Genomic DNA, 24,865 nt, shown 5'->3' with positions numbered 1-24,865 from the left:
AAGGCGCGGTTGCGTCCGGATACCGGTGTTGTATCCGGACGCAACCGCAACGCCGCCGGTCGTCGTCCGGGCCCGGCACAGGCCGGCCAGTTCTTACGAAACCGGCCTTAGCTCACCCACTGGTCGTGGCCCAGCTTCGCGACCAACGCCACCACCACCACCAGCAACACCACCCGCACGAACCCGGAGCCGCGGCGCAACGCCATCCGCGCCCCCAGCACCGCGCCGGCGATGTTGCACACGGCCATGCCCGCGCCCAGCAGCCACCACACGTGCCCGGTCGCCGCGAACACCACCAGCGCGCCCAGGTTCGTCCCCGCGTTGACGACCTTCGCCATCGCCGAGCCGTGCACGAAGTCCGCGCCCACGAGGGCGGTGAACGCCAACACCAGGAACGTGCCGGTGCCCGGGCCGATCAACCCGTCGTACAGGGCGATCCCCACCCCGGCCACCGCGATCACCGCCGCCACCCGCACCGTGGTGCGCTTCGCCGGCACCGCGACCGCTCCCATCCGGGGACGCAACAGCACGAAGACCGCCACCGCCACCAGCACCACAAGGACGACCGGCCGGTACGCCGACGCCGGCACCGCCCCGGCCAGCGCCGCGCCCACCCCCGCGCTGAGCACCGCGAGCCCCGCCGCCGGGCCCGCCACCCGCCAGTCGACAGTCGTCCTGCGCGCGTACGTCGCCGCCGCCGTGGCCGTGCCGAAGATCGCGGCCAGCTTGTTCGTGCCCAGCGCGGTGGCCACCGGCAACCCCGGGGCGGCCACCAACAACGCCGGCAGCAGCAACAACCCGCCACCACCGACCACGGCATCGACCCACCCGGCCATCGCCGCGGCGGCCAGCAGAGTACTCAGCGTCACGGCGTCCACGGGCGGCAATTCTGCCCACCCGCCACGCCGCAACGGGCACCGAGTGGTCAGCCTCACCCGCTCACCGACCCCGCGTACGCCGCAACCACACCCCCAACGCGCCGATCGCCACGAACACCAGCACCGAACACAGCAACACCTTCACCACCCGGCAACCATGCCACGGGCACGTAAGGTGCAGGAGTGCGCCTGGCCACCTTCAACCTGCTGCACGGACGGTCCCTCACCGACGGGCTCGTCGACTCCGACCGACTCGCCGCCGCGATCGGGGCCCTCGACGCGGACGTGCTCGCCCTTCAGGAGGTCGACCGCGACCAACGTCGCAGCGGCAACCTCGACCTCACCGCCATCGCCGCCCGCGCCCTCGGCGCACCACACCACCGCTTCGCCGCGGCCGTCGTCGGCACCCCCGGCGAACAGTTCCGCCCTCTGCGCCACGAAGACGACGGCCACGGGGAGCCCTGCTACGGCATCGGCCTGATCAGCCGACACCCCGTCCGCAGCTGGCAGGTCACCCGACTCAAGCCGGCACCGGTGCGCTCACCGGTCTACGTGCCCGGCCCCCGCGGCGGTCTCATCCTGCTGCACGACGAGCCCCGCGTGATCCTCGCCGCCGTCCTGGACACCCCGCACGGCCCCCTCACCGTCGCCGCGACCCACCTGTCCTTCGTGCCCGGCTGGAACGCCCGCCAACTACGTCAGACCGTCCGTGCCCTGCGCGCGCTACCAGGGCCCCGCGTCCTGCTCGGCGACCTCAACCTGCCCGCCGGAGCGGCCCGGCTCATCTCCGGCTGGCACCCCCTGGGCCGACGCCCCACCTACCCGTCCGGGCAGCCCCGCGTCCAACTCGACCACATCCTCGCCGACCGACACGCCCTCGCCGCCCTCCCACCGGTCCGCGCGGTCACCGCGCCGTCGTCCACCATCAGCGACCACCGCCCCCTGCTGGTCGACCTCGGCTGACAACCAGCCCTTCGGGATGTGCCGCCATCGTGGGCAACGAATGTCTAGGGTGGGCTCACCGACACCACCGCCGTTGCGCCATCGCCACCCCCGACACCAACGGAGCTGACCATGAGCGACACGCCGGACACCATCGTCCTCATCCACGGGTTCTGGGTCACCCCCCGCAGTTGGGAACACTGGGTCGCCCACTACCAGGCCAAGGGCTTCCAGGTGCTCACCCCCACCTACCCGGGGCTGGAAGGCGAGGTCGAGGCGATCAACGCCGACCCAAGCCCCCTGGAGACGCTGACCGCGCCGCAGGTCATCGACCATCTCATCGAAGTCGTCGCCGCGCTGCCCAAGCCGCCGATCATCATGGGCCACTCCGCCGGCGGGGCGTTCACCCAGGTACTGCTCGACCGGGGGTACGGCGCCAGCGCCGTCGCCCTCAACTCGGCGCCCACCGAAGGCGTCAGGAACATCCCGTTCTCGCAGCTGCGCTCCACCTTCCCGGTGCTGCGCAACCCCGCCAACCGGCACCGCGCCGTTGGGTTCACCTTCGAGCAGTGGCACTACGCCTTCACCAACACCTTCGACGAACAGACCGCCCGCGCCCTGTACGAGCGCTACGCCATCCCCGCCGCCGGCGGCATCCTCTGGGACAGCGTCCTGGCCAACCTGCTGCCCGGCCCCCAGGACATCGCGGTCGACTACCACAACGACCAACGCGCCCCGCTGCTGTTCATCTCCGGCTCCGAGGACCACATCATGCCGCCCAGCGTGCAGCGCTCCAACGCCGCGCACTACAAGGGCGACACCATCACCGAGGTCGAGCTCTTCGAGGGGTACGCGCACCTGCTGCCCGCCCAGCAGGGCTGGCAGCGCATCGCCGACGTCGCCCTCGACTGGGCCCTGCGGCACGCTCGGTGAGCACCGCACACCCGATGCGGATCACCCATATCGGTGGTCCCACCACGCTGATCGAAATCGGCGGGTGGCGGCTGCTCACCGACCCCACGTTCGACCCGCCCGGGCGGCGCTACACCTTCGGCTGGGGTACCTCGTCGCGCAAAATCACCGGCCCGGCGATCCCCGCCGCCGACCTCGGGCCAATCCACGCGGTGCTGCTCAGCCACGACCACCACGGCGACAACCTCGACCACAACGGCCGAGCGCTGCTGAGCGCTGCGGGCACGGTCATCACCACCGTGCCCGGGGCACGACGGCTCGGCCCCGACACCCGGGGCCTGCGCGCCGGGCAGCGCACCCGGCTCACGCAGCCCGGACGGCCGACGATCGACGTGACCGCCACGCCGTGCCGGCACGGTCCGCCACTGAGCGGCCCGATCGTCGGCGCCGTCATCGGCTTCGCCCTGCGCTGGGCCGGGCAACAACACGGCGCGCTCTGGATCACCGGCGACACGGTGCTGACCCGCCGGGTACGCCAGGTCGCAACCCGCATCCGGGTCGGCACGGTGCTGCTGCACCTGGGCGGAGTGCGATTCCCCGTCACCGGTCCGCTGCGCTACTCGATGACGGCCCGGCGGGCCGCGAAACTCTGCGCCGCCCTGCGACCCCACACCGCGATCCCGGTGCACTACGAGGGCTGGCAGCACTTCCAGGAACCCCGCGAGGTCATCGAGCGCGCGTTCACCGCCGCGCCGCCTCTGGTACGCGACAGCATCCGCTGGCTCCCACCGGGTGAGCCCACCACCATCAACGCCTGAGGGCGGGGGAGCGGACCGCCAAGTCGCAAGATTCCCTCAAGATCATTGCATCGACGGACTTCGACGATCATGCTGGTCGACACGCCACGATCAACTCGTCGGAGGCCACATGAGACGCCAGCGACAAACCCTCATCGCCGTGTCCACCCTCATCGCCCTCACCCTCACCACGGCAGCCACCCCCGCCAACGCCCACACCGCCGCACCACCCGACCAGGTCACCGCCCTCACCGCCCACCAGGCCGACGGATACACCACCCTCGCCTGGCAACCCGTCGACGGCGCCACCGACTACCAGATCGAACGCACCCCCGTCGACGCCGACAACACCCCCACCGGCGCACCCACCATCGTCGGTATCTGGCGACCCAACCGCCAGATCAACCAACAGGCACCCACCTTCGCCGACGCCGGCTACAACCCCGGCGACACCTTCCAATGGCGCGTACGAGCCCGCACCGACACCACCGAACAGCCCTACTCCGACCCGGTCACCGCCACCACCACCGCACCCTGGGGCAACCCCACCACCCCCGGCGAGCAACTGCGCACCGGCTGGGAAACCACCCACGCCGCGCAGTACACCAGCGACACCGACGAGTACGCCTACACCGCCGGCATCGACGCCCTCAGCGACCGCGTACGCGTCGTCGAACTCGGCCGCACCGTCCAGAACCGACCCATCAACATGATGGTCATCGGCCACCCCACCCCGGCGGCCACCCCGCAAGCCGTCGCCGCCACCGCACCAGTGGCCATCAACTGCAACGTGCACGGCAACGAACCCGGCGACCGCGAAGCCTGCCTCATCATGGCCCGCCAACTCGCCTTCAGCACCGACCCCCGCATCACCGACCTGCTCAGCCACACCACCGTCCTGATCGTCCCCACCATCAACGGAGACGGCCGCGCCAACAACACCCGCGGCAACTCCACCGGCCAGGACCTCAACCGCGACTACTCCCTGATCCGCCAACCCGAGACCGCCGCGTACATCAAAATGGTCCGCGACTACCGACCCGTCGCCGGCTACGACGGCCACGAGTTCGGCAACTCCCGCGCCGGCGACCTGCCGATGCTGCCCCCACGGCACCAGAACGTCGCCCAACCCATCTTCGACCAGTCCCAGGACATGATCGAAGGCCACATGTACGCCAAGGGCGCCGAAGCCGGCTGGTGGGCCTGCCCCTACGGCTGCGAAGGCGGCGGCAACGTCGGCCTCAGCGAAGAAACCATCCTGCGCAACACCCTCGGGCTCAAGAACGTCACCAACTCCCTGCTGGAACTGCGCAGCGCCGGCGGCCAGACCCGCCCCGACGAGGGCAACACCGCCAACAACCGGCGCCGCAAGACCTACTCCGCCCTGTGGACGTTCCAGCAGTTCCTCGACTACCACCGCGCCGACCGCGCCGACATCCTGAAAGCCCGCAGCGAAGCCATCGAAACCCAAGCCGCCAACACCGGCCGGCTGGTCTTCCGCGGCTCCCGCCCCATCCCCGCCCACCCGGCACCGCACCCCGGCGACAGCCCACCACCACTCGACGCGCCCCCCGCCGACCTGATCCTCGACAACCCGCCCTGCGCCTACAAACTCACCGACGAGCAGTACAACGGCGCCCGCACCGACGGACCCGGTGGCGTCGGCACCACCGTCGCCCAGCGCATCGCCGCCCACGGCTGGAAGGTCATCAAGACCGAGGACGGCTACTACGTCCCCCTCAACCAACCCGAACGCGGCCTCATCCCTCTGCTCCTCGACGGCAAGGGCGTGGAGAAGCTGACCGACGGCGAACGCGTCTATCCCACCCTCACCGGCCGCCGCAACGGACCCCTGACCGTCACCGGCTTCACCTGCGCCGACGACGCCACCATCAACGGCCCGGTCACCGTCCGGGCCGGCGCGGCACTCGTCGCGACCGGAACGACCATCAGCGGCCCGGTCACCGCCACCGGCGCCGCCGGCATCCTCCTCGCCGACGGCACCATCAACGGCCCGGTCCAGATCGCGAAGACCACCAACGCGGTCTCCGTCATCGACGTCACCATCGCCGGCCCGGTCAGCCTGACCGGCAACACCACCGGCACCGACGCACCCCTGCTGGTCGGCAACACCATCCGCGGCCCACTCAACTGCACGGCAAACAACCCCGCCCCGACCAACCTGGGCGTGGCCAACACCGTGCACGGCCCCCGCACCACCCAGTGCGCGGCACTGTGACCGACAACTAGCGAGCCATCACGCCGGCGGCGCGGACCCGACACCCGCGCCGCCGGCACCCCACCAGCAACACCGCACCCGTGGAGGCCGCCGTGTCGCACCCCGCCACCGCACCGCGACACCGACGATCCCGCGGACCGCACGGCGCTCGACGCGTCCGCCGGACGCTCGGCCTGCTCCTGCCGACCCTGCTGCTGGCCGCCTGCACCGGCAGCCCCGCAGCCCCCCGCACGGACGCCGCGCCCGCCAACACCGCACCCCAGCCCACCGGGCCACTCTGCGCCGCCCTGCCCACCGGCACCGACCCCGGCAACCCGAGCTTCCTCGCCGGGCAACCCGTCGAGGCAGCGCTGCGCTGGATCCCCACCCTCACCACGTTCGAAGCGGCACTGCGCACCAGCGGCGTCCTCAACGACCTACCCGCCGGCGACGGCGTCACCCTCCTGGCACCCTCCGACGACGCCTTCGCCGCCACATTCTCCGAGGACAACTGGGACGACCTCATGACCCACCACACCGACCAGCTCCGCACCCTGCTGAAAGCCCACCTCATCACCGGAAACCACCCGATCGCCGACCTCACCACCGCCGGCACCGCCACCACCCTCGACGGCGTCACCGTCACCGTCACCCGCACCGGGCCCACCGCCCGCCTCGGCGACCGCGCCGACACGGTCTGCGCCGACTACCAGGCCACCAACGCCCGCATCCACATCATCAACGCCGTCCTCGGCCCCCTGCCCGTCACCGCCGACGGCACCGGCCACCGCGCACACTGACCACCCTCACCCCGGCGGCACCAGACCCGCCAACGCGCGGTTGGTCCGATTGGCGCGGACCGCGTCACGCTGCTGCCCGGCCGTCACCTCGATGTACGTCTGCGACGACGCCAACGACGCGTGCCCCAACAACCGCATGATCTCCGCCGCGCTCGCACCGTCCTCCGCCAACCGGGTCGCGAACGTGTGCCGCAGCGCGTGCAGCCGCGCACCCCGCGGCACCCGGTCACCGATGCCGGCCCGCCGGTAACACGACTCCACGAGATACTGCAGGCCACCACGGCGCAACGGCTCACCACGCCGATCCACCAGAAACGGCGAGTCGGGGCGTACCGACCGCGAACCGAAGCGCCGCACCCGACTGTCCAGGTAGTCCCGCAGCACCCGGTCCAGATCCGCCTCGATCGGCACCACCCGAGGCCGCCCACCCTTGCCCGCCACCTCGACCCGCCGCTCACCGGGCCGACCGCCGAGCGAGTCGACGCGCAACGCCAGCAACTCCGACAGACGCAGCCCGGCGCAGAGCGCCACCGCCAACACCGCCACGTCCCGCTCCGGCCACGGGTCGCGTTGCCGCCCGTCGTCCCGCGCGGCGGACGCGAGCAGCACCTCGGGGGTGTCCGCGCCGCGCAACGGCTTCGGCTGGGGGAGTAGGGCCCGAGGCCGCCCAACCGCCGGCATCGGATTGCCCGCCACGAACCCGTCAGCGACCAGGAACGTGAAGAAGTTGTTCCAGGTGGACCAGGCCCTGTGCACCGACGCGGGCGCCCGGGGGGCGGCGAACCGGGCGAAGGCCGCGCGCATCACCCTGGGGGAGAGGTCGGTGATCGACAACGCGTCCAGGGGTAGGGGAGGGGTGGCATCCTCCGCGACCAGAGCCGCGATCGTTCGCAGATCCCTGCGGTACGCGGCCAGGGTGTGCGGGGAGGGCTTACGGGTGGCCCGCGCGGTCAGGAACTCCTCGATCAGCACCGCGAGCGATTCGTCCTGTTTGTCATGCATAAGGGATATTATGCATGATTCTCGCGTCCCCGGGAAGCGGGTAGACAGAGGGGGATAGCGGCCTCATTCCGGACCGCCGTGAGCACGGCCGGAGCCGATGAGAAAGCACGTATCGTGCGCGACATGACGTCGGTCGCCGCCATCTGTCCCACCTGTGGTCGACCCGGCACGCCCATCGTGTACCGGGACATCGACGGTCCGACAGATCTGGTCTGCTGCGAGGGGCACCGTTGGCGGGCCGCTGGCCGAGCCGGGTGGGCTCCATATGCGTCGCCTGCCGCCGTCGACCGCGACCCGCAGGACGCAACGACACCGATGGAGCCCGTGGACGTTAGCAAGGACGGGCGGACCTGGCGGATCGGTACGGCCGGCGACGTCGCCTGGCTCGCCGGCCGGACCACGCAGGGCCTGTCGGTCACTACGGCGATCCCGCCGGTGTTCGAGGCGTACGGCACCTTTCACCCGCCCGCCGGGGTCGGTTTCGACGACCACGAACACGCCGTGATCGACGAGCTGGTGGCGTGCACACCGGACCAGCCCTGGTGGCTGGGCTTTCTCGACACCGGCGCCCACGACGTCGTCTTCCCGCAGGCCCCGAGGGTGTCCCTCTACTGGGACTGGCCCTACGTACTGGTCCAGGCCGGGCCGGAACAGGCCCTCAGCTGGCGGGTTGGTCACATGCGCGGCGACGGGGCGCTGCCCGACCTGTTCTTTCCGGCGGATCGTTCCTGGCTCGTCTCCGCCCTGTGGGACGACACCTGGGCCGACATCGGCGCCAGCGGTGCGGTGCTCGCGGCCCTGCGAGGTAACCCGCTGGTCAACGCGCGCCTCGTCGGCCCGGACGAGGACGCGTGCCCGCCCGGCCTGACACGCGACTGACCCCCGTCGGGGTACGGAGAGGGGACCCCCAGAAAGCTTTACTTTACATAATGTGCATTATCGAATCGCGCTGGAACTGACGAGTGGATGGTGGGGGTGTTGGTGCTCCCGGCAGGTTAGGTACCGCAGCTCATGCGCCCGCTGCGGCGAGCCGGAATGCTCCGGTCGTGGCTACACGCGAGTACAGAGTGGGAGTAGCTGTGGTCCTGACGCTGTCGTTGGCGGCATGTGGATCCGACGCGCCTACACGAGAGGATGCGAGGCGGGAGGCAACGTCCGGCTTCGTCCGGCAGGCGGGCGCGTCGGCTTCTGCCCAGGCCGATGCGATTGTCGCCGGCCTGGTCGAGCGAACACCGGCGTTGAGACCGGTGGCGACGTCAACGTCCGATGCCTGTCACGCTGGTGACACGAATGGTCTCTACCCGCACGACTCCTACCAACTGCGGTGCAGCTGGGGCGAGACCAGATACTTCGCCGTCCGGGCGGAGTTGCTCGATGCGCTGCGCCAGGCGGACGCGGCCGCGAGGCAGGCGGGTTTGCTACCGGTCAGCGGTGAGACGCTCGACGGTGTCGAATTCTACTTCGCGACCAACGGCCTCACCGAGGACGGACTGCCGCAACCGACGCCGACGTTGGCCTACGTCGCGGTGGGGTACGGACGGCTGTCCGTCAGGTGGTCAGAGGTGAGTGATGCGAGGCCCAACGACGCTCCTGTGAAACCTCGGTGGCCCGTGGTGTTGCAGGATGACCACCCGGTCGACCTCGAGGCGTTGTGGGACGGCCCATTGCGAGGACAGAAATATCTGGTCTCGGTCACTACGGGGGTGACGTACCACGAGGTTCCCTGGGCCTCGGGACTTCGTTGACGGGGCCCGCTCCCCCAGTTCGGGCTGTCAGATGTGCGATCGGCGCAGCCAGTCCTGGGTGAGCGAGCGCAGCAGGGCGGGTTGTTCGTACGGCAGGTGGTGCCCGGCCGCGTCGATCATGCTGTAGGTGCCGCGCGGATAGTGGCGCATGGCGTGGAACTGGTCGGCGTACCCGACGATGCGGTCCTGCCGGCCGGTGATCACGCTGACCGGGCTGTCGAAGACGACCTTGGTGTTCTCGTCGGGTAGCGCGTAGTCGGGGCCGTTCTGCAACTCCTGTTGGAATGTCGGGTCACCGGGGCCGCCGGAGTGCAGTGCGGCGAGCACCGTCGCGACGACTTCTGGGGTGCGGTGACCCAGGGCGGCGTCCAGATGTGGGTGCAGTTCGGTGGGGGCGGCGTCGAGCCAGCCCGGGGGTGCTTCGAGTGGTGGGTCGTCGGGCAGGTTGCGGCTGTGGCGGGCGATGGTGACACCGGGGCAGACGAGGAGCAGGCCGCGGACGAGGTCGGGTCGTTGGCGGGCGATGCCGGCGGCCAGGTACGCGCCGTAGGAGCCGCCGGCGAGCAGGGCTGGCGTGTCGAGGTGGTGGTCGAGCCAGGCGCAGACGGTGTCCAGCACTGCCTGGGAGGTGGGTGGGCAGTGTGCGGGGGTGTCTCCGTGGCCGGGTAGGTCCAGGTAGATCTCTCGTAGGCCGGTGCCGGCGAAGGCGGGGTGGAAGGCGGCGGCCGTGGCGGCGCGGCTCATGCTGAACATGGGGAGGCACACCACCGCTGGTCCGGTCTCCGCCGTGTGGTCGAACGCCAGGTTCATCGGGAGTCCTCGTTGGGTTTGTCGGCGGTGGGGTTCAGGTTCACCGTCTCATGCCGGGCGGGCCGCGGGTGAAACTGGTCTGCGTCTTCGGTGGGTGGTGTCTACAGTGGTGCGCTCCGGCCACTGCCCGTTCGCCGCGAACGGCGGGGCCGCACATCACCACGGGGGAACGCCTTGACGAGTAAGTCTGTCCGTATTGTGGTTGGCCTGGTGGCGACCGTCGGCCTCGTTGTGGGCTGCCAGCCTGCCGAGAAGGAGAATGCTGGGGCCGCCGCCCCGCCGTCGCCGACCGTGGCGCCGAGCCCGACCGTCGACGTGGCGGCGAACAGCAAGCAGGTCTGCGACACCAGTCTCGTTTTTGTGAAGAAGCACTACGTCGCGATGGCTGATGATGCGATCGCCGCGATCGACAAGCCGGTCAGCGCCAAGGAGGCGGGCGCGAAGGTTCGCGGCCACTACACGGCGCTGTTGCAGGACCTCAAGACGGCGGCGCCGACCGCTGCCGATCCGCAGGTGCGCACCGCGTTGGAGACCCTGGCCGCCGGGGTGGAGAAGCACCTGGCCGGTCCGAAGGCCACCGAGATCGAGGCGCCGGATCTCGACCCGCCGCTGAAGGCGTTGGACACCGTCTGCGGTCGCTGAGCGTCGTGGGCACCGGCCGGGTCGGCCGGTGCCCACGAACCGGGTGCGCCGGGGGTACGGGTCAGATCCAGGGCACCTGTGGGGACGGGTAGAAGTCGACCTGTTGCAGTCGCCAGCGGGGTGCCTGCTCCCCCAGTCTGGTGCGGAATGATTCCCAGTCGTGGCTGGTGGTGGTTGACCAGCCGAGTTCGGCGATCGCCGGTAGGCGGGGGAAGGCCATGTGTTCGATGTCGTCGAGGGTGCGCAGCGTCTCGGACCACAGTGGGGCCTCGACGCCGAGGATGGCGTTCTCGCCGATGCCGGTGACCCGGGTGGCGGGGTCCCAGCCGTACGCGTCGGACACCTCGATCAGGCCGGCCCAGCGTAGGCCGAGGCGGGTGTTGGCGTCGTACTTCATGTCGAGGTAGGCCTTGTTCGCCGGTGACATGACGACTTTGGTGCCGCGGGCGGCGGCCGCGACGAGGCTGGCGTTTGTGGTGCCGGTGCCCCAGAACTGGGCGACGTCGTCGGTGGAGGTGTCGGCCTGGGTGATTTCGTTCCAGCCGTAGGCGCGTTTGCCGTACTTCGTGACCAGGGGCAGGACCCGGTTCATGAAGGTGCGGTAGTCCTCGTCGGTGGTGGCGTGGGCTTCGTCGCCGCCGATGTGCAGGAATGGTCCGGGGGTGATGGCGGCGATTTCGCGGATGACGTCCTCGACGAAGCGGTAGGTGAGGTCGTCGTTGATGCAGAGGGAGCTGTAGCCGACGGCGATGTCGGTGCGCGGGGGCGGTGCGACGCCGTCGCAGTTGAGTTCGGGGTAGGTCGACTGGGCGGCGTTGGTGTGCCCGGGCATGTCGATCTCGGGGATGATCGTGATGTGTCGTGCGGCGGCGTAGGCGACGACGGCTGTGTAGTCAGCCTTGGTGAGGTATCCGGGGCCGACGCCGTCGACTCCGGTGCCGGGTCCGCCGCCGACGGTGGTGAGGCGGGGCCAGGAGTCGATCTGGATGCGCCAGCCCTGGTCGTCGGTCAGGTGCAGGTGCAGGTAGTTGATTTTGTACTGGCTGAGCAGGTCCACGTAGGCGGTGATGTCGTCGACGGTGTGGAAGTGGCGTGCGAGGTCGAGCATCGCGCCGCGGTAGGCGAAGCGTGGGTAGTCGATGATTCGTCCGCCGGGGATTGTCCAGGTGGTCCGCTGCCGGTCGGGTGCCTCGATCTGGGCGGGGAGCAGTTGGCGCAGGGTCTGGCTGCCGGCGAACAGCCCGGCGGGGGTGTTGGCGCGGATCGTGACGCTGCGGCGGGTGACGTCGAGTTGGTAGCCCTGCTGGCCGATGCGGTCGTCGGCGCCGCCGATGAGCAGAGCGATCTCGGGTAGCGGGGTGGAGCGTACGGGCAGGACGGGCAGGACGTGGCCGGTGGCGGGGCGCAGTGTGGTGGCGAGTTGGTGGCCGACGTGCCGGGCGGCGGCTGAGCCGGGGGTGGTGCGGATGACGGTCAGGGGGGTGATGCGGAATGTGTTGTGCGCGTCGGGGTGGGTTTCGACAGGTGCGGGGATGACGTCGCTGAGGTGTCGGGCTGGTGCGGTGGGTGTCGCGGCGGCGGCGGGTGTTGCGGGCAGGGTGACGGGTAGCGCGAGTGCGGCTATGGCCAGCAGCCGTGTGGTGGTGTGTCGGCGACGCACGGTACCTCCAGGCCTCGTCGTGATCGACGATTGTCGATTAGAGGGGCAGGTTACCGGCGTCTCGCCTGCACTGTAAACCTTCCTTAAGATAGGGGCGCGTCGAGACAGTGCTGTCGCCGACCTCACGTACGCCGCACGCTGGGGAATTCCGGGAGTGGTCGGGCCGTTGTCCGTTCGGAAGATCAGGTTCGGATGATCGATTGGGAAGTGCCATGCACATGCGCTCAGACGCGGTAGTGCTGTTCGGCGTCACGGGAGACCTCGTCTCGAAGAAGCTGTTTCCGGCGCTGTACGAGCTGACCCGGCGCGACCGTCTCGACGTTCCGGTGATCGGTGTGGCCCGCTCCCCCTGGGACGATCAGCAGTTGGTCACCATGGCCCGCAAGTCGGTCACCGAGGCCCAGGACGAGATCGACGACGAGGCCTTCGACCGACTGGCGGACAACCTCTCGATGATCTCCGGCAACTACGCGGACCCGGCGACGTACCAGCGGCTGGCGCAGCGGCTGCGCGACGCCGAGCGGCCGGTCTTCTACCTGGCGATCCCTCCGGCGGTGTTCGGCTCCGTCGTCGAGGGCCTGGCGGCCGTGGGTCTGGCCGACCGGGGTCGGGTGATCGTGGAGAAGCCGTTCGGGCGTGACCTGGAGTCGTCCCGCGAGCTGGATCGCACAGTGGGCGCGGCCTTCGCGCCGGAGCGGGTGTTCCGCATCGACCACTACCTCGGCAAGGAAGCCGTCGAGGGTCTCTACGCCTTCCGGTTCGCCAACCGGCTGTTCGAGCCGCTGTGGAACAACGAGCACATCGACAACATCCAGGTGACGCTCGCCGAGGCCTTCGGCACCCAGGGCCGGGCCGGCTTCTACGACACCGTGGGCGCGACCCGGGACGTGTTGCAGAACCACATCCTGCAGGTCGTGGCGCTCATCGCGATGGAGGCGCCGGCCAGCGAGGACACCACGGCGTTCCGGGAGGCGGAGGCCGCGGTGCTGCGGCAGATCGCGCCGCTGTCGCCGGACTCCACCGTCCGAGGGCAGTACGCGGGCTACCGCGACGAGCCGGGCGTGGCGGCGGATTCGAACACGGAGACGTTCGTGGCGACCCGGTTGACGGTCGACTCCCCCCGGTGGGCGGGTGTGCCGTTCTACCTGCGTGCTGGCAAGTCCCTGGCGGGGACGGCGACGGAGGTCGTTGTCGAGTTCAAGCAGCCGCAGCGCTCGCTGATCCCGGCCGAGCGGGGTCAGGCCACCGCCGCGAACCTGCTGCGGTTCCGGCTCGGGCGCGGCGACGGCATCACCATGTCGATCCAGGCGAAGAGCCCGGGTGCTGAGGTGGCGAGCCGTCCGGTGGACCTGTCCGTCGACTTCGGCGCGGCGCTCGGTCGCCGCCAGGAGGCGTACGAGCGGCTGCTCGACGACGCGATGGACGGGCAGCACCTGCGCTTCGCGCGTGCCGAGACGATCGAGCAGGAGTGGCGCATCGTCGAGCCGATCCTGGATCTGCCGACGGCGGTGCGGTCGTACGAGAAGGGCAGCTGGGGTCCGGCGGACGCCGACGCGCTGGCCGGCGGCTGGCACCTTCCGGACCTGCGCTAGTCGCGGCCGGAGCTGACGAAGGCGGCGTGGCCGACTTGTCGCGGTGTCCCGACTGTGGGCAAGCCGAGTCGGTCACGGGTGCGGTGCGCGGTCGCTGACTGACCGCTCAGCTCAGCGGAACGACCGTCCGGCGACGGTGAGGTTTGCCGCTTACGCGGGGTGTGGGCACGTTGGGGGCGACGTTTCTCGTCCTCGTCGGAGAGGAAGCAGCTCATGCTTTCCGCACTCGATCGTCGGCACACCGTCGCGCCGCCCGGCTACAGCCGGTGGCTCATCCCCCCGGCGGCGTTGGCCATCCACCTCTGCATCGGTCAGGTCTACGCGACCAGCGTCTACAAGAACTCGCTGATCGCCCACTTCGACACCAGCCAGACGGCGATCGGGGTGATCTTCAGCATCGCGATCGTGATGCTCGGGTTGTCAGCGGCGGTCGCCGGGACCTGGGTGGAGGCGAACGGGCCGCGCAAGGCCATGTTCGTCTCGGCCTGCTTCTGGGCGGCGGGTTTCCTGGTGGGCTCGCTGGGCATCGCCACGAAGCAGCTGTGGCTGCTGTATCTGGGCTACGGGCTGCTCGGCGGCATCGGGCTGGGCATCGGCTACATCTCCCCCGTCTCCACACTGATCAAGTGGTTCCCGGATCGGCCAGGGCTGGCCACCGGGTTGGCGATCATGGGGTTCGGTGGTGGGGCGATGGTCGCCTCTCCCCTGTCGCGGCAACTGTTGTCGTTCTACGACGCCGGCTACGACCCGGCCAACGCGGGGTCGACGGCGTCGGGCAGCGCCCTGGTGTGGCTGTTCGTGACGCTCGGCCTGGGCTACTTCGTGATCATGATGTTCGGCGTGGCGAACGTGCGGGTGCCCGCGGAGGGCTGGCGGCCGGCCGGCTTCGACCCCGCCAGCGTGGCGGCGAAGCCGCTGGTCACCACGGCGAACGTGTCGGCGGCGAACGCGGTGAAGACCCGCTCGTTCTGGCTGCTGTGGGTGGTGCTGTTCTGCAACGTGACCGCCGGCATCGGCATCCTGGAACAGGCCAGCCCGATGATCCAGGACTTCTTCCGCGACAACGGCACCTCCGCGGTGACCGTCGCGGCGGCCGGCGGGTTCGTGGGTCTACTGTCGCTGTTCAACATGGCCGGGCGGTTCGCGTGGTCGTCCACCTCGGACATCATCGGCCGCAAACCGATCTACCTGGTGTACCTGGGTGTCGGCATGGTGCTCTACGCGCTACTGGCGCTCGTCGGGCAGACCTCGACCGCCCTGTTCGTGCTGTTGGCCTGCGTGATCCTGTCGTTCTACGGCGGTGGCTTCGCGACAGTGCCGGCGTACCTGCGGGACCTGTTCGGCACCTTCCAGGTCGGGGCGATCCACGGTCGGCTGCTGACCGCCTGGTCGGCGGCCGGGATCGCCGGTCCGCTGATCGTCAACGGGTTCCTCGACGCGCAGGGCGAGCCGGGCTCGCTGACCGCCGCTGCGTACCGTCCGGCGCTGTTCACGATGGTGGGCGTGCTGGCCGTGGGCTTCGTGGCGAACCTGCTGGTGCGGCCGGTGCCGCAGCGCTACCACGAACCAGCGGCGGGACAGCACCCGCAACAGAACGTGGACGAGGACACGACGGCGCAGAGGAGTGGTACGCGATGAGTGACGACAGCCGATCCGGGCAGCAGGCCCGGTTGTGGGTCTCCTGGTTGGTGGTGGCGGCGCTGCTCGGCTACGGGGTGGCGCAGACGGTCATCACGGCGGCGAAGCTGTTCACCCACTGAGCGGTGAGCCGGGGCGCGCGGCGCGCCCCGGCTCACAGACCGCCGGCGACCCGCAACACGGTCCCGGTGGTGTACGAGGCGTCCGGGCCGAGCAGCCAGGCGATGGCGGCGGCGATCTCGTCGGGTTCGCCGGCGCGGCCCAGCGGGATGCGACCGACGGCGGAGTCGGCGCGGTCGGGCACCCCGGAGTCGGCGTGGATGTCGGTGCGCACGATGCCGGGGGCCACGGCGTTGACCCGGATGCCCTTCGGGGCGAGTTCCTTGGCCAGGCCGACGGTGAGGGTGTCGGTGGCGGCCTTCACGGCGGCGTAGTGCACGTACTCCCCCGGGCTGCCGAGGGTCGCGGCCGCCGACGAGACGTTGACGATCGCCCCACCGTCGGTGAGCCGGTGGGCGGCCTGCTGGGCGCAGAGGACGTAACCGACGAGGTTGACGTCGACGACCCGGCGCAGGTCCTCGACGCGCAGCTCGGTGAACGGTCCGATCAGGCTGGTGACGCCGGCGTTGTTGACCAGGCCGGTGAGCGGGCCGAGCTGCGCTGCGGCGTCGAACAGGGCGTGCACCTGCTCGGGGTCGGTGGTGTCGGCGCGTACCGCGATGGCCTGTGCGCCGGCGGCCCGCAGGTCGGCCAGGACGGCGGTGGCGGCGGCGTCGTCGCGGCGGTAGCACAGGGCCACGTGGTGACCGGCGGCGGCGAGCCGACGGGCGGTGGCCGCGCCGATGCCCCGGCCGCCGCCGGTGATGACGGTGACGGGTGCCACGGTGCCTCCCGGGGAGTCTGACGTCTGCGCGATGCTCGTGCCGACGCTACCGTGACCGGCGCGGGACGGTCGTCGAGAGGAGGGTCACATGCGGCGCGCGTTGGTGCTCGGCGGTGGCGGGGTGACCGGGGTGGCCTGGGAGTTGGGGCTGCTGGCCGGGTTGGTCGAGCGGGGTGTGCCGGTCACCGAGGCGGATCTGGTGGTGGGCACGTCGGCGGGTTCGATGGTCGGCGCGCAGGTGTGCTCCGGGTTGCCCGTCGAGCGTTTCTACACCGAGCAGTTGGCGCCGTCGTCGAGTGAGCGGGCGGCACGGTTGGGCTTCGCGGCGCTGGCGCGGCTCGTTTGGGCCGGTGGGCGGACCCGCGATGCGGTGCGCTCGCGGGCGCGGATCGGGGCGATGGCGGTGGCGGCGCGTACCCAGTCGGAGGCGTCGCGACGGGTGGTGATCGAGGCCCGTCTGCCGGTCCGGGAGTGGCCGCGGCGGCGGCTGCTGATCACGGCGGTGGACGCGTCGTCCGGTGAGTTCGTGGTCTTCGACAGCGGCAGCGGGGTGTCCCTGGTGGACGCTGTGGGCGCGAGTTGCGCGGTGCCCGGGGTGTGGCCGCCGGTGACGATCGGCGCGCGCCGCTTCGTCGACGGTGGGATGCGCTCGACGGTGAACGCTGACCTGGCAGCGGGCGCGGGCGCGGTGCTGGTGCTCGCGCCGACGTCGGCGGCGTTCGGGCCGATGCCACGGCTGTCGGCGCAGGTGGACGCGTTGCGGGCGGCCGGGTCGCGGGTGGTGGTGCTGACGCCGGACGCGGCGGCGCGGACGGCGATCGGCCGCAACGTGCTGGACCCGGCGCGGCGCGGGCCGGGCGGGCCCAGGCCGATGTGGTGGCCGACGAGGTGACGACGCTCTGGGCGTGATCGCTTACGCTCACCGCGCGGTCGATCAGACGATGGAGGTGCGCGATGGCGGGTGTGGGTGTCGGCGACGTGGTGCAGGATTTCGAGCTGCCGGACGAGACGGGCACGCCGCGGCGGCTGTCGGAGTTCCTGGCGGCCGGACCGGTGGTGCTGTTCTTCTACCCGGCGGCGATGACCCGGGGGTGCACGGCGGAGAGCTGCCACTTCCGCGACCTCGCGGCGGAGTTCACGGCACTGGGAGCGACGCGGGTGGGCATCAGCCGCGACCCGGTGGCGAAGCAGGCCGAGTTCTCGAAGCTGCACGGCTTCGACTATCCGCTGCTGTCGGACGCCGACGGCGCGGTGGCGCAGCAGTTCGGGGTCAAGCGGCGGGTGCCGTTGGGGCCGTTGAGCATGAAGCGCATGACGTTCGTCATCGGCACCGACCAGCGGATCATCGAGGTGATCCACAGCGAGGTCAGCATGAACGAGCACGCGGACCGGGCGCTGCGGGCGCTGGGCGGCTGAGCGGGCGTCAGCCCCGTGCGGCGGGTGTCGCAGTCGGCTGGTATCAAGACAGCAATCAAACAGGTGTACGGAAGAGGGTTGTGATGGATGCCGGCCAGGGTTTGTCCACTAGCGAGGTGCAGAGCATCCGGGAGTCGTTGGCGGCCGGGCGTAAACCGCGGGTGGTGTTCACCGCGTCGGCGGGGCAGATCGCCGGTCAGGTCGGTCAGGTGATCGAGCTGACCGACCCGGAGGTGTCCGACGAGTTCGTGGTGGTGCGCTTCGGTCGCGACGAGTTGCCGTTCTCCCCCGCCGACCTGGCCGTGGCGCCCAAGGGCGTCACCCGTCGGGTGGTGGAGCCGAAGCCGGAGCCGGAGCCCGAGCCGCCGGCGGTGGCCGCGCCGGAGTTCGTGTTGGACACGCCGCGGGTGCCCGCGCAGCGACAGGAGGAGCCGAAGGTGGAGCAGACGGAGAAGCCGCCGGCGCGGCGGGCGGTCAAGGCCGTCAAGCCGAAGAGCCCCGCGGGCCTCACCGTGACCTTGGCGTACGCCGACGGCGAGTGGACCGTCGCCGCGCAGCAGGGCAGCAAGGCCCTCGCGAAGCCGTACGTGGTGAAGCCGGCGGAGGCGTTGAAGATGGTGGCCCTGGTCGACGTGCCGGGGGTGCAGGAGGCGGTGGAGCAGATCCTCGGCACCGAGCGGGCCGAGGCGGAGCAGCAGGCCGAGAAGCTGCGCGCCGAGCTGGCCGAGATCGAGGCCCGGCTGGCGGAGCTGCGCGAGGCCCGCTGAGGGCTGTCAGTGCCGGCTGTGGTGGCGCAGCAGTCGGGTGAGCAGTCGCGTCAGCTGCTCGCGCTCGGTGGTGGACAGCGGTGCGAGCAGGTCGACCTGGACGCGCGCGAGGGTCGCGCCCAGCCGGCGGGCCTCGTCGGCGCCGGCGTCGGTGGCGCTGATGACGTTGCGGCGGCGATCGGCCGGGTCGGGGGCACGCACCACGAGCCCTCGGCCGGCCAGGTCGTTGATGGCGGCCACCACGTCGCTGCGGTCGATGCCGCAGCGACGGCCGAGGTCGGCCTGGCTCGCGGGCCCGTCCTCGGCCAGGGTGGCGAGCAGCCGGTAGTGGTAGCCGCGCAGGTCGTGCGCGGCGAAGCCCTCGCTGAGCAGGCGGGCGGCGTGACCGGCGGTCTGGTTGAGCAGCCAGCTCGCTGTGGTGCTGAGCCCGGCGGGTGACTGCGGGGCCGCGTTGTCCATGCGGCGCAGCCTATCAGGAATCGTTGGCGCGACCCACGATCGGATGTTACGTTGGCGCAACCAACGTTGGCTCGGCCAACGTATCGAAGGAGGCGTCATGTCCACCGTCCCCACCCTCAACGGCCAGGTCATCGGCCAGGCCCACTACGCCACCCGGGCCCTGCTCGAACGGGCCATCAGCACACTCGGCGTCACGTTCAACCAGGTGGTCGCGCTGCACGTCCTCGCCCAGGGCCCGATCGCACGCGCAGACCTCACGCACCGGGTCACCAGCACGCTCAAGATCGACGATTCGGCCGCGCGCCAGGTGGTCGACCACCTCGTCGACGCCGGCCTAGCGCAGGTCGCCGGTCCGGCCGGCGGCGACGAGCCACGGCTGGCGCTCACCGACACCGGTCGCGCCACGCAACGCGCTGTCGTCGCCGCCGTCGCCGACCTCAGCGCCCGGCTGTACGCGGGAATCCCCACCGACGAGGCCAGCACGGCAGCGCGGGTGCTCACCATCGTCACCCGACACGCGAACGCCGAACTGGCGGCCACCCCGGCCTGACCGGACGCCGCCACCGGGCGGCCGGCATCCAGGACACGGAGCCCGGCCGCCCGGGGCCCCTACCGCGCCGGGCGCTGCCCGAGCTCCGACACGACCGCCCGTTGCAGCACCGCTGTCGTGCCCAGCACCGTCCCGGCCGGCCCGTCGACGGTGTCCGCCACGAGATAGCTGCGCTCACCGAGGTAGTCGAAGCTCTGCTCATCGAAGATCCACTCGTCGCGGCGGCTCCGCTCGGTGTGCGCGACGGCGATCCCCCGCCGCCCGGCCGCGTCGGTGACACCGCGCACCACCTCGACCCCGGGGATCTTCGCCGCGGCCCGGTAGAGCGCGGCGCTCGCGACCGGCGGCACCAACGACTCGCGCAGGATGTCGCCGATCGCGGTGAACGCCGCGCCGTCGCGGCTGTTGCCCCGGCCCCGCTGCTGACGTTCCCGGTACAGCTTCGCCAGCAGGGCGTCCGGGTCCTCGGGCAGGTCGACCAGCGCCGCGTTCGGCGTCACGTCCGTGAGCGTCTCGCGTTGCGGGATCACACCGACGATCGGAGCGTGGAAGAACGGCTGCTGCACCAGGCCGTCACCCCGCTCGTGCCGGGGGATCCAGATCTCCCGCTCGTGCACCGGTGGCAGTCGGGCCGGGCCGTCACCGAGCTCGGCGAAGGCGCCCCGGCTCCTGATGTAGACGTACCCGCCCTCGCCGGGCGGTGGCCCCGGCCTGCCGGTGGCCACCGCGGCCATCCGGTTGAGCAGCAGTGACGCCCCGACGCGTTCCCCCTGCTCGACCGGGACGATCAGTGGCGCGCTGTCCGACGACCACGGCTGGGCGACCATCCCGGCCGCAACCACGACGGTCAGCACGCCCGCCACCGGCACGAGCACCCGCATCCGTCGTGGCCACCGCGACGGCCGTCGGACCTCGGTCAGCAGATGATGCCGCAGTGCCTGTCGGCGCACCGCCGGCAGGGCCGGCACGGGCGGCGGCCACCTGGTCGGCGTCGTGCATCCGGTCGACCACCGCGTCGGCGAAGTCGGGGACGGTGTCGCGTACCGGCAGCCGCCGCAACGCCTCCCGGTGCCTGCGCGCCGCCCGCCGGCGGTTGCGTAGGACGTTTGTCGCGATCCCGAGCAGCCACGGCCGCAGACCGCCCCCGTCCGGGCGCAGGGATTCGCGGATCCGCCACGCTTCGAGGAAGGTCAGCGACACGACGTCCTCGGCGTGCGCCGCATCGCTTCCGCTCCACAGCGCATGTCGATGAACCGCCTCGGCGTGCTCGTCGAAGAGCTCACCCAACACGTCGGAGTCTCCGGCCCGGATCCGGGCCCGCATCTCGGCTGTCACACCTGTATCTGTCCGCTGCCGCCGCTGAGTTCCCACTTCGGAGGCGGAAACCATCGGCCCGCCGGTCAGAAGTAGTCGAGCAACTGTGCGGGCCCGCCGCAGGCCAGGAGGTCGAGCGCGCCCGGGTCGACACCCGGGCTGTGGTGCAGCAGCCCGGCCTGCGCGACCGAGCGGGCCTGCGCGGCACCGGCGTAGAGCAGGGCGAAGCCGCGTACGTCCAACCGCAGGTCGGCCTCGCCGCCGACCCGGGTCAGCTCGGCGTCGCCGTCGGCGACGGTCAGCCTCCAGGTGCCCGTGTTCCACTCGGCGAGCGGGTCGGTGAGGGTGAAGTCGACGACGCCTCGGGCGTGGGCGGGCCACCCCCGCGCGCTCACCGCGCGGGCGACGTCGACCGGTCGGTGCATCCACAGGTCCCGCTCGTGGTCGCGGGCCGACTCCAGCGCCAGGAGGGTGCTGACCGCGTCGCCGTCGAGCGGGCACAGTCGCAGCGTCGGCGCGACGCTGGCCCAACTGCCGAGCACCCCGACGAGTTCCCGGGCGGCCTCGGGCGTGACAGCGAGGGCCTCGTCGACGGTGAGCACCGAATCCGCTCCGTACCCCCGGCCCCGCTGCCAGGTGGCGTAACCGACCAGCTCGCCGTCGGCCTCGACGAGGGTGACCCCGTCGCCGGGCAGACCGCGCTCGGCGGCGTCGAACAGCTCACCCCGGCGGGTCAGCATGCCGTTGCGGTGCCGGGTGACCCGCTCGTACAGGGCGTCGACGGCCGGCAGGTCGGCGGGCGTACCCGCTCGGACGGTGAGGTGCGACGCGGGCCGGTGCCGGGGCAACGCGGCGGTGGCCAGGTCGACGGTGCGCAGCACCCCCGCGGCCTCCCACCCGCAGGCCCGGTACGGGGCGGCGACGGTCGGATAGAGCGCGCTGATCGCCGCCTGACGGTCGCGGGCACCGCGCAGCAGCGCGCTGAGCAGGGCTCGCGCCACGCCATGACCACGGGCCTCGGGGGCGACGGCCACCCCGGCCACGTCGGCGGCCGACACCGCCCGCCCGGACCACCACTGGTCGTGGTGCAGGTCGACGGCCTTGCCGACGAGCCGACCGGAGTCGTCGAACGCGCCCCAACGGGTCAGGCCGGGCACCGGCGCGGGCGCGGGCGCCGGGCGCTGCGGGTCGGAGCCGAACGCGAAGCGGCCCAGCTCCCAGGCGGCGTCGAGGTCGTCGGCGGTGAGTTCGCGTACGTGCACAGTGGCGGGCATCGGCACACCGTAAACGAGCCCACCCCCCACCAACCGCCCGATTTTCCCGACGCTCCCGCGCTGCGCCGTCCCCGCTGGTGCGCGATCCCCCGCTCTCGGCGGTCAGTGTTGCGGGATGTTGGCCACGCCGATGCGCTTGCGGAACACCCAGTACGTCCACCCCTGGTAGGCCAGCACCACCGGAGTGAAGATCACCGCCACCCAGGTCATGATCTTCAGGGTGTACGGGGTGGACGCGGCGTTGGTGGCCGTCAGCGTGCCGGCCGCGTCCAGCGTGGAGGGCAGCACGTTCGGGAACAGCGCCGCGAACAGGGTCGCCACCGCCAGGCCGATCGCCACGGCCGTGCCGGTGAACGCCCAGCCCTCCCGGCGTACCCGGGCGGCGGCCAGACCGCCGAGCAGGGCGAGGGCCGCGCCGACGGCCAGCACGACGGCGGCCGCGCTGGAGCGGATGTTCAACGTCCAGGTCAGGAACCCGACCGCGAGCACGGCGGCGCCCACACCCAGGCGCACGGCGAGCGCGCCGGCCCGCTCGCGGATGTCGCCGGTGGTCTTCAGGGCGAGGAACACCGCGCCGTGGGTGAGGAACAGCGCGAGGGTGGTCGCGCCGCCCAGCAGGGCGTACGGGTTGAGCAGGTCCAGCAGGCCGCCGACGTACTCGTGGTCGGCGTCCAGTGGCACCCCGCGCAGGATGTTGGCGAAGGCGACGCCCCACAGGATCGCCGGCAGCAGCGAGCCGACCACGATCGCCGCGTCCCAGCGACGTTTCCAGGACGCCTCGGGGCGCTTGTGCCGGTACTCGAAGGCGACCCCTCGGGCGATCAGGGCCAGCAGGATCAGCAGCAGTGGCAGGTAGAAGCCGGAGAAGAGGGTGGCGTACCACTCGGGGAACGCGGCGAACATGGCGCCACCGGCGGTGATCAGCCACACCTCGTTGCCGTCCCAGACCGGGCCGATGGTGTTGATCAGGACGCGGCGTTCCCGGTCGTCGCGGCCCAGGACGGGCAGCAGCATGCCGACGCCGAAGTCGAAGCCCTCCAGGATGAAGTACCCGGTGAACAGCACGGCGACGAGGAGAAACCAGATGGTGGTCAGTTCCACGATGGGCTCCGGGATCAGTAGGCGAAGGCGAGCGGGCGCTCGGCGTCGTCGTGGGTGTCGTCGATGGGGTGCTCTTCGCTGACGTCGGGCACGCCGGCCTTGGCGTAGCGCAGCAGCAACTTGACCTCGATCACGGCGAGGGTGGCGTAGATCAGCGTGAACGCGGTGAACGAGGTGAGGACCTCGGCCAGCGAGACACTGCGGGACACGCCGTTGCGGGTGAGCATCTCGCCGAAGACGATCCACGGCTGGCGGCCCATCTCGGTGAAGATCCAGCCGAAGGAGTTGGCGAGCAGCGGCAGCACCGGCATGGCCAGCCCGGCGCGCAGCAGCCACTTGCTGCTCGGGGTGCGGCCCTTGCGCTGGCTCCAGAGCACCAGCAGGGCGATCGCGGCGGCGGCCATCCCGAAGGCGATCATGAAGCGGAAGCTCCAGTAGGTGACCGGGATGATCGGGGTGTAGCTGCCGGCGCCGTACTGACTGGCGTACTGGGCCTGCAGGTCGTTGATGCCGTGCACTGTGCCGTTCGGGTCGCCGGTGCCCAGGTACGACAACAGGTACGGGATCTTGATGGCGAACACCTCGCGGCTGCCGTCCAGGCTGCCGATGGTGAGCACCGAGAACGAGGCGGGGCTCTCGGTGGTGTAGAGGCCTTCGGCGGCGGCCATCTTCATCGGCTGCACGTCCGTCATGATCTTGCCCTGGATGTCGCCGGTGAACAGCACGGCCGCGGAGGCGACCAGGACCACCCAGGAGCCGAACTTCGTGGCGAAGCGGTACGCGCCGGTGTCGGCGGAGTCGCGGTTGCGGATCACGTGGTACAAGCCGACGGCCACGACCAGCGACCCGGCGACCAGGAACGAGCCGGCCAGGGTGTGCGGAAAGGTGATCAGGGCGACCTTGTTGGTCAGCACGGCCGGGAAGTCGGTCAGCTCGGCGCGTCCGCTGTCCGGGTTGATCCGGTAGCCCACCGGGTTCTGCATGAACGAGTTCGCGGCGAGGATGAAGTACGCGGACAGGTTGGTGCCGATCGCGGCGGCCCAGATGCTGGCCAGGTGCGCCCGCTTGGGCAGCCGGTCCCAGCCGAAGATCCACAGGCCGATGAAGGTGGATTCGAGGAAGAACGCGACGAGCGCCTCGATGGCCAGGGGTGCGCCGAAGATGTCGCCGACGAAGCGGGAGTAGTCGCTCCAGTTCATGCCGAACTGGAACTCCTGCACGATGCCGGTGACCACACCCATGGCGAAGTTGATCAGGAACAGCTTGCCGTAGAGCTTGGTGAGCTTGAGGTAGCGCTCGTTGCCGGTGCGGTGCCACATCGTCTGGAGGATGGCCACCAGCACGGAGAGGCCGATGGTCAGCGGCACAAAAAGGAAGTGGTAGACGGTGGTGACACCGAACTGCCAGCGGGCAACGTCCAACGCGTCCACCTGAAACCCCCAACGATCCGTACTACGAGACGTAG

Annotated in this window: 25 protein-coding genes and 1 pseudogene; 15 read left to right on the top strand and 11 right to left on the bottom strand. The window is 71.0% G+C overall.

The window, feature by feature from the left end; all coding sequences use genetic code 11:
- Positions 1–107: 107 nt before the first annotated feature.
- A complete protein-coding gene (locus ABZU43_RS17555; protein ID WP_355007547.1) occupies positions 108–878 on the bottom strand; it encodes a TSUP family transporter in 771 nt (256 codons plus the stop codon).
- 183 nt (positions 879–1,061) lie between these two features.
- Here ABZU43_RS17555 and ABZU43_RS17550 point away from each other — a divergent pair, with 183 nt between their 5' ends.
- The 5 genes from ABZU43_RS17550 to ABZU43_RS17530 all read left to right on the top strand — a co-directional run bounded on the left by ABZU43_RS17550 (position 1,062) and on the right by ABZU43_RS17530 (position 6,547).
- The gene (locus ABZU43_RS17550; RefSeq protein ID WP_355007546.1) at positions 1,062–1,841 is read left to right on the top strand and encodes an endonuclease/exonuclease/phosphatase family protein; all 780 of its coding nucleotides are present in this window, start codon (positions 1,062–1,064) and stop codon (positions 1,839–1,841) included.
- 111 nt (positions 1,842–1,952) lie between these two features.
- A complete protein-coding gene (locus ABZU43_RS17545; protein ID WP_355007545.1) occupies positions 1,953–2,753 on the top strand; it encodes an alpha/beta hydrolase in 801 nt (266 codons plus the stop codon).
- Positions 2,754–2,767: 14 nt separating this feature from the next.
- Complete coding sequence (locus ABZU43_RS17540) at positions 2,768–3,550, top strand: MBL fold metallo-hydrolase (protein WP_355007544.1); 783 nt, start codon at positions 2,768–2,770, stop codon at positions 3,548–3,550.
- Between the two features lie 109 nt (positions 3,551–3,659).
- Positions 3,660–5,768: a M14 family zinc carboxypeptidase gene (locus ABZU43_RS17535; RefSeq protein WP_355007543.1), complete on the top strand. Its 2,109-nt coding sequence runs from the start codon at positions 3,660–3,662 to the stop codon at positions 5,766–5,768.
- Between the two features lie 92 nt (positions 5,769–5,860).
- Positions 5,861–6,547: a fasciclin domain-containing protein gene (locus tag ABZU43_RS17530; RefSeq protein ID WP_355007542.1), complete on the top strand. Its 687-nt coding sequence runs from the start codon at positions 5,861–5,863 to the stop codon at positions 6,545–6,547.
- 6 nt (positions 6,548–6,553) lie between these two features.
- On the opposite strand, the gene ABZU43_RS17525 is transcribed toward ABZU43_RS17530, so the two are convergent.
- Positions 6,554–7,549, bottom strand: a complete 996-nt coding sequence (locus ABZU43_RS17525) for a tyrosine-type recombinase/integrase (protein WP_355007541.1) — start codon at positions 7,547–7,549, stop codon at positions 6,554–6,556.
- Positions 7,550–7,873: 324 nt separating this feature from the next.
- Here ABZU43_RS17525 and ABZU43_RS17520 point away from each other — a divergent pair, with 324 nt between their 5' ends.
- Both ABZU43_RS17520 and ABZU43_RS17515 read left to right on the top strand, forming a co-directional pair.
- Positions 7,874–8,428 (top strand): hypothetical protein, encoded by a 555-nt coding sequence (locus tag ABZU43_RS17520; RefSeq protein WP_355007540.1) that lies wholly within the window; start codon positions 7,874–7,876, stop codon positions 8,426–8,428.
- A gap of 200 nt (positions 8,429–8,628) precedes the next feature.
- Entirely contained in the window at positions 8,629–9,294 is a 666-nt protein-coding gene (locus ABZU43_RS17515; protein ID WP_355007539.1) for a hypothetical protein, read from the top strand.
- 27 nt (positions 9,295–9,321) lie between these two features.
- Here the strand turns inward: ABZU43_RS17515 and ABZU43_RS17510 are convergent, their stop codons facing one another.
- Positions 9,322–10,104: an alpha/beta hydrolase gene (locus ABZU43_RS17510; RefSeq protein ID WP_355007538.1), complete on the bottom strand. Its 783-nt coding sequence runs from the start codon at positions 10,102–10,104 to the stop codon at positions 9,322–9,324.
- Positions 10,105–10,314: 210 nt separating this feature from the next.
- Here ABZU43_RS17510 and ABZU43_RS17505 point away from each other — a divergent pair, with 210 nt between their 5' ends.
- A complete protein-coding gene (locus tag ABZU43_RS17505) occupies positions 10,315–10,746 on the top strand; it encodes a hypothetical protein (protein WP_355007537.1) in 432 nt (143 codons plus the stop codon).
- A gap of 61 nt (positions 10,747–10,807) precedes the next feature.
- Here ABZU43_RS17505 and ABZU43_RS17500 read toward each other — a convergent pair whose 3' ends face one another.
- On the bottom strand, positions 10,808–12,406 hold the full coding sequence (locus ABZU43_RS17500; RefSeq protein ID WP_355007536.1) for a beta-N-acetylhexosaminidase: 1,599 nt from the start codon (positions 12,404–12,406) through the stop codon (positions 10,808–10,810).
- Between the two features lie 212 nt (positions 12,407–12,618).
- On the opposite strand from ABZU43_RS17500, the gene zwf reads away from it, so the two are divergent.
- From zwf to ABZU43_RS17485, 3 genes are all read left to right on the top strand, one after another.
- Positions 12,619–13,998, top strand: a complete 1,380-nt coding sequence (gene zwf / locus ABZU43_RS17495) for a glucose-6-phosphate dehydrogenase (RefSeq protein ID WP_355007535.1) — start codon at positions 12,619–12,621, stop codon at positions 13,996–13,998.
- 213 nt (positions 13,999–14,211) lie between these two features.
- Positions 14,212–15,636 carry an OFA family MFS transporter gene (locus ABZU43_RS17490; protein ID WP_355007534.1) on the top strand — a complete coding sequence of 475 codons (1,425 nt, stop codon included), beginning with the start codon at positions 14,212–14,214 and terminating at the stop codon, positions 15,634–15,636.
- The gene (locus ABZU43_RS17485; protein ID WP_355007533.1) at positions 15,633–15,758 is read left to right on the top strand and encodes a hypothetical protein; all 126 of its coding nucleotides are present in this window, start codon (positions 15,633–15,635) and stop codon (positions 15,756–15,758) included. Before ABZU43_RS17490 ends, ABZU43_RS17485 begins: the two co-directional genes overlap by 4 nt.
- Before the next feature lie 32 nt (positions 15,759–15,790).
- On the opposite strand, the gene ABZU43_RS17480 is transcribed toward ABZU43_RS17485, so the two are convergent.
- Positions 15,791–16,519 (bottom strand): SDR family oxidoreductase, encoded by a 729-nt coding sequence (locus tag ABZU43_RS17480; protein WP_355007532.1) that lies wholly within the window; start codon positions 16,517–16,519, stop codon positions 15,791–15,793.
- Positions 16,520–16,607: 88 nt separating this feature from the next.
- On the opposite strand from ABZU43_RS17480, the gene ABZU43_RS17475 reads away from it, so the two are divergent.
- From ABZU43_RS17475 to ABZU43_RS17465, 3 genes are all read left to right on the top strand, one after another.
- Complete coding sequence (locus ABZU43_RS17475; RefSeq protein WP_355007531.1) at positions 16,608–17,411, top strand: patatin-like phospholipase family protein; 804 nt, start codon at positions 16,608–16,610, stop codon at positions 17,409–17,411.
- A 62-nt stretch (positions 17,412–17,473) separates the two neighbouring features.
- Positions 17,474–17,935, top strand: coding sequence for a peroxiredoxin (locus tag ABZU43_RS17470; RefSeq protein WP_355007530.1), 462 nt, complete (start codon positions 17,474–17,476; stop codon positions 17,933–17,935).
- An 83-nt stretch (positions 17,936–18,018) separates the two neighbouring features.
- A complete protein-coding gene (locus ABZU43_RS17465; protein ID WP_355007529.1) occupies positions 18,019–18,702 on the top strand; it encodes a hypothetical protein in 684 nt (227 codons plus the stop codon).
- A 6-nt stretch (positions 18,703–18,708) separates the two neighbouring features.
- Here the strand turns inward: ABZU43_RS17465 and ABZU43_RS17460 are convergent, their stop codons facing one another.
- Positions 18,709–19,161, bottom strand: a complete 453-nt coding sequence (locus tag ABZU43_RS17460) for a MarR family transcriptional regulator (protein WP_355007528.1) — start codon at positions 19,159–19,161, stop codon at positions 18,709–18,711.
- A gap of 97 nt (positions 19,162–19,258) precedes the next feature.
- On the opposite strand from ABZU43_RS17460, the gene ABZU43_RS17455 reads away from it, so the two are divergent.
- A complete protein-coding gene (locus tag ABZU43_RS17455) occupies positions 19,259–19,711 on the top strand; it encodes a MarR family winged helix-turn-helix transcriptional regulator (RefSeq protein WP_355007527.1) in 453 nt (150 codons plus the stop codon).
- A gap of 59 nt (positions 19,712–19,770) precedes the next feature.
- Here the strand turns inward: ABZU43_RS17455 and ABZU43_RS17450 are convergent, their stop codons facing one another.
- The 5 genes and pseudogenes from ABZU43_RS17450 to ABZU43_RS17430 all read right to left on the bottom strand — a co-directional run bounded on the left by ABZU43_RS17450 (position 19,771) and on the right by ABZU43_RS17430 (position 24,830).
- Positions 19,771–20,679 (bottom strand): CU044_5270 family protein, encoded by a 909-nt coding sequence (locus ABZU43_RS17450; RefSeq protein WP_355007526.1) that lies wholly within the window; start codon positions 20,677–20,679, stop codon positions 19,771–19,773.
- Positions 20,680–20,794: 115 nt separating this feature from the next.
- Positions 20,795–21,034: pseudogene (locus ABZU43_RS17445) on the bottom strand (sigma factor); the annotation flags it as partial.
- Positions 21,035–21,111: 77 nt separating this feature from the next.
- On the bottom strand, positions 21,112–22,299 hold the full coding sequence (locus tag ABZU43_RS17440) for a GNAT family N-acetyltransferase (RefSeq protein ID WP_355007525.1): 1,188 nt from the start codon (positions 22,297–22,299) through the stop codon (positions 21,112–21,114).
- Between the two features lie 102 nt (positions 22,300–22,401).
- A complete protein-coding gene (gene cydB / locus ABZU43_RS17435) occupies positions 22,402–23,400 on the bottom strand; it encodes a cytochrome d ubiquinol oxidase subunit II (RefSeq protein WP_355007524.1) in 999 nt (332 codons plus the stop codon).
- A gap of 14 nt (positions 23,401–23,414) precedes the next feature.
- Positions 23,415–24,830 (bottom strand): cytochrome ubiquinol oxidase subunit I, encoded by a 1,416-nt coding sequence (locus ABZU43_RS17430; RefSeq protein ID WP_355007523.1) that lies wholly within the window; start codon positions 24,828–24,830, stop codon positions 23,415–23,417.
- Between the last annotated feature and the right edge of the window lie 35 nt (positions 24,831–24,865).

The organism is Micromonospora sp. NPDC005205, assembly GCF_040608275.1.
Lineage (GTDB): Bacteria > Actinomycetota > Actinomycetes > Mycobacteriales > Micromonosporaceae > Micromonospora.
The sequence above is the reverse complement of the archived record's forward strand: the minus strand, read 5'-3'. Positions and strand labels throughout refer to the sequence as shown.

Coding starts and splice junctions, on each gene's coding strand:
- ABZU43_RS17455 (WP_355007527.1), top strand. CDS start 19,259: ATGTCCACCGTCCCCACCCTCAACGGCCAGGTCATCGGCCAGGCCCAC.
- ABZU43_RS17545 (WP_355007545.1), top strand. CDS start 1,953: ATGAGCGACACGCCGGACACCATCGTCCTCATCCACGGGTTCTGGGTC.
- ABZU43_RS17485 (WP_355007533.1), top strand. CDS start 15,633: ATGAGTGACGACAGCCGATCCGGGCAGCAGGCCCGGTTGTGGGTCTCC.
- ABZU43_RS17475 (WP_355007531.1), top strand. CDS start 16,608: ATGCGGCGCGCGTTGGTGCTCGGCGGTGGCGGGGTGACCGGGGTGGCC.
- zwf (WP_355007535.1), top strand. CDS start 12,619: ATGCACATGCGCTCAGACGCGGTAGTGCTGTTCGGCGTCACGGGAGAC.
- ABZU43_RS17525 (WP_355007541.1), bottom strand. CDS start 7,549: ATGCATGACAAACAGGACGAATCGCTCGCGGTGCTGATCGAGGAGTTC.
- ABZU43_RS17510 (WP_355007538.1), bottom strand. CDS start 10,104: ATGAACCTGGCGTTCGACCACACGGCGGAGACCGGACCAGCGGTGGTG.
- ABZU43_RS17465 (WP_355007529.1), top strand. CDS start 18,019: ATGGATGCCGGCCAGGGTTTGTCCACTAGCGAGGTGCAGAGCATCCGG.
- ABZU43_RS17470 (WP_355007530.1), top strand. CDS start 17,474: ATGGCGGGTGTGGGTGTCGGCGACGTGGTGCAGGATTTCGAGCTGCCG.
- ABZU43_RS17490 (WP_355007534.1), top strand. CDS start 14,212: ATGCTTTCCGCACTCGATCGTCGGCACACCGTCGCGCCGCCCGGCTAC.
- ABZU43_RS17540 (WP_355007544.1), top strand. CDS start 2,768: ATGCGGATCACCCATATCGGTGGTCCCACCACGCTGATCGAAATCGGC.
- ABZU43_RS17440 (WP_355007525.1), bottom strand. CDS start 22,299: ATGCCCGCCACTGTGCACGTACGCGAACTCACCGCCGACGACCTCGAC.
- ABZU43_RS17535 (WP_355007543.1), top strand. CDS start 3,660: ATGAGACGCCAGCGACAAACCCTCATCGCCGTGTCCACCCTCATCGCC.
- ABZU43_RS17460 (WP_355007528.1), bottom strand. CDS start 19,161: ATGGACAACGCGGCCCCGCAGTCACCCGCCGGGCTCAGCACCACAGCG.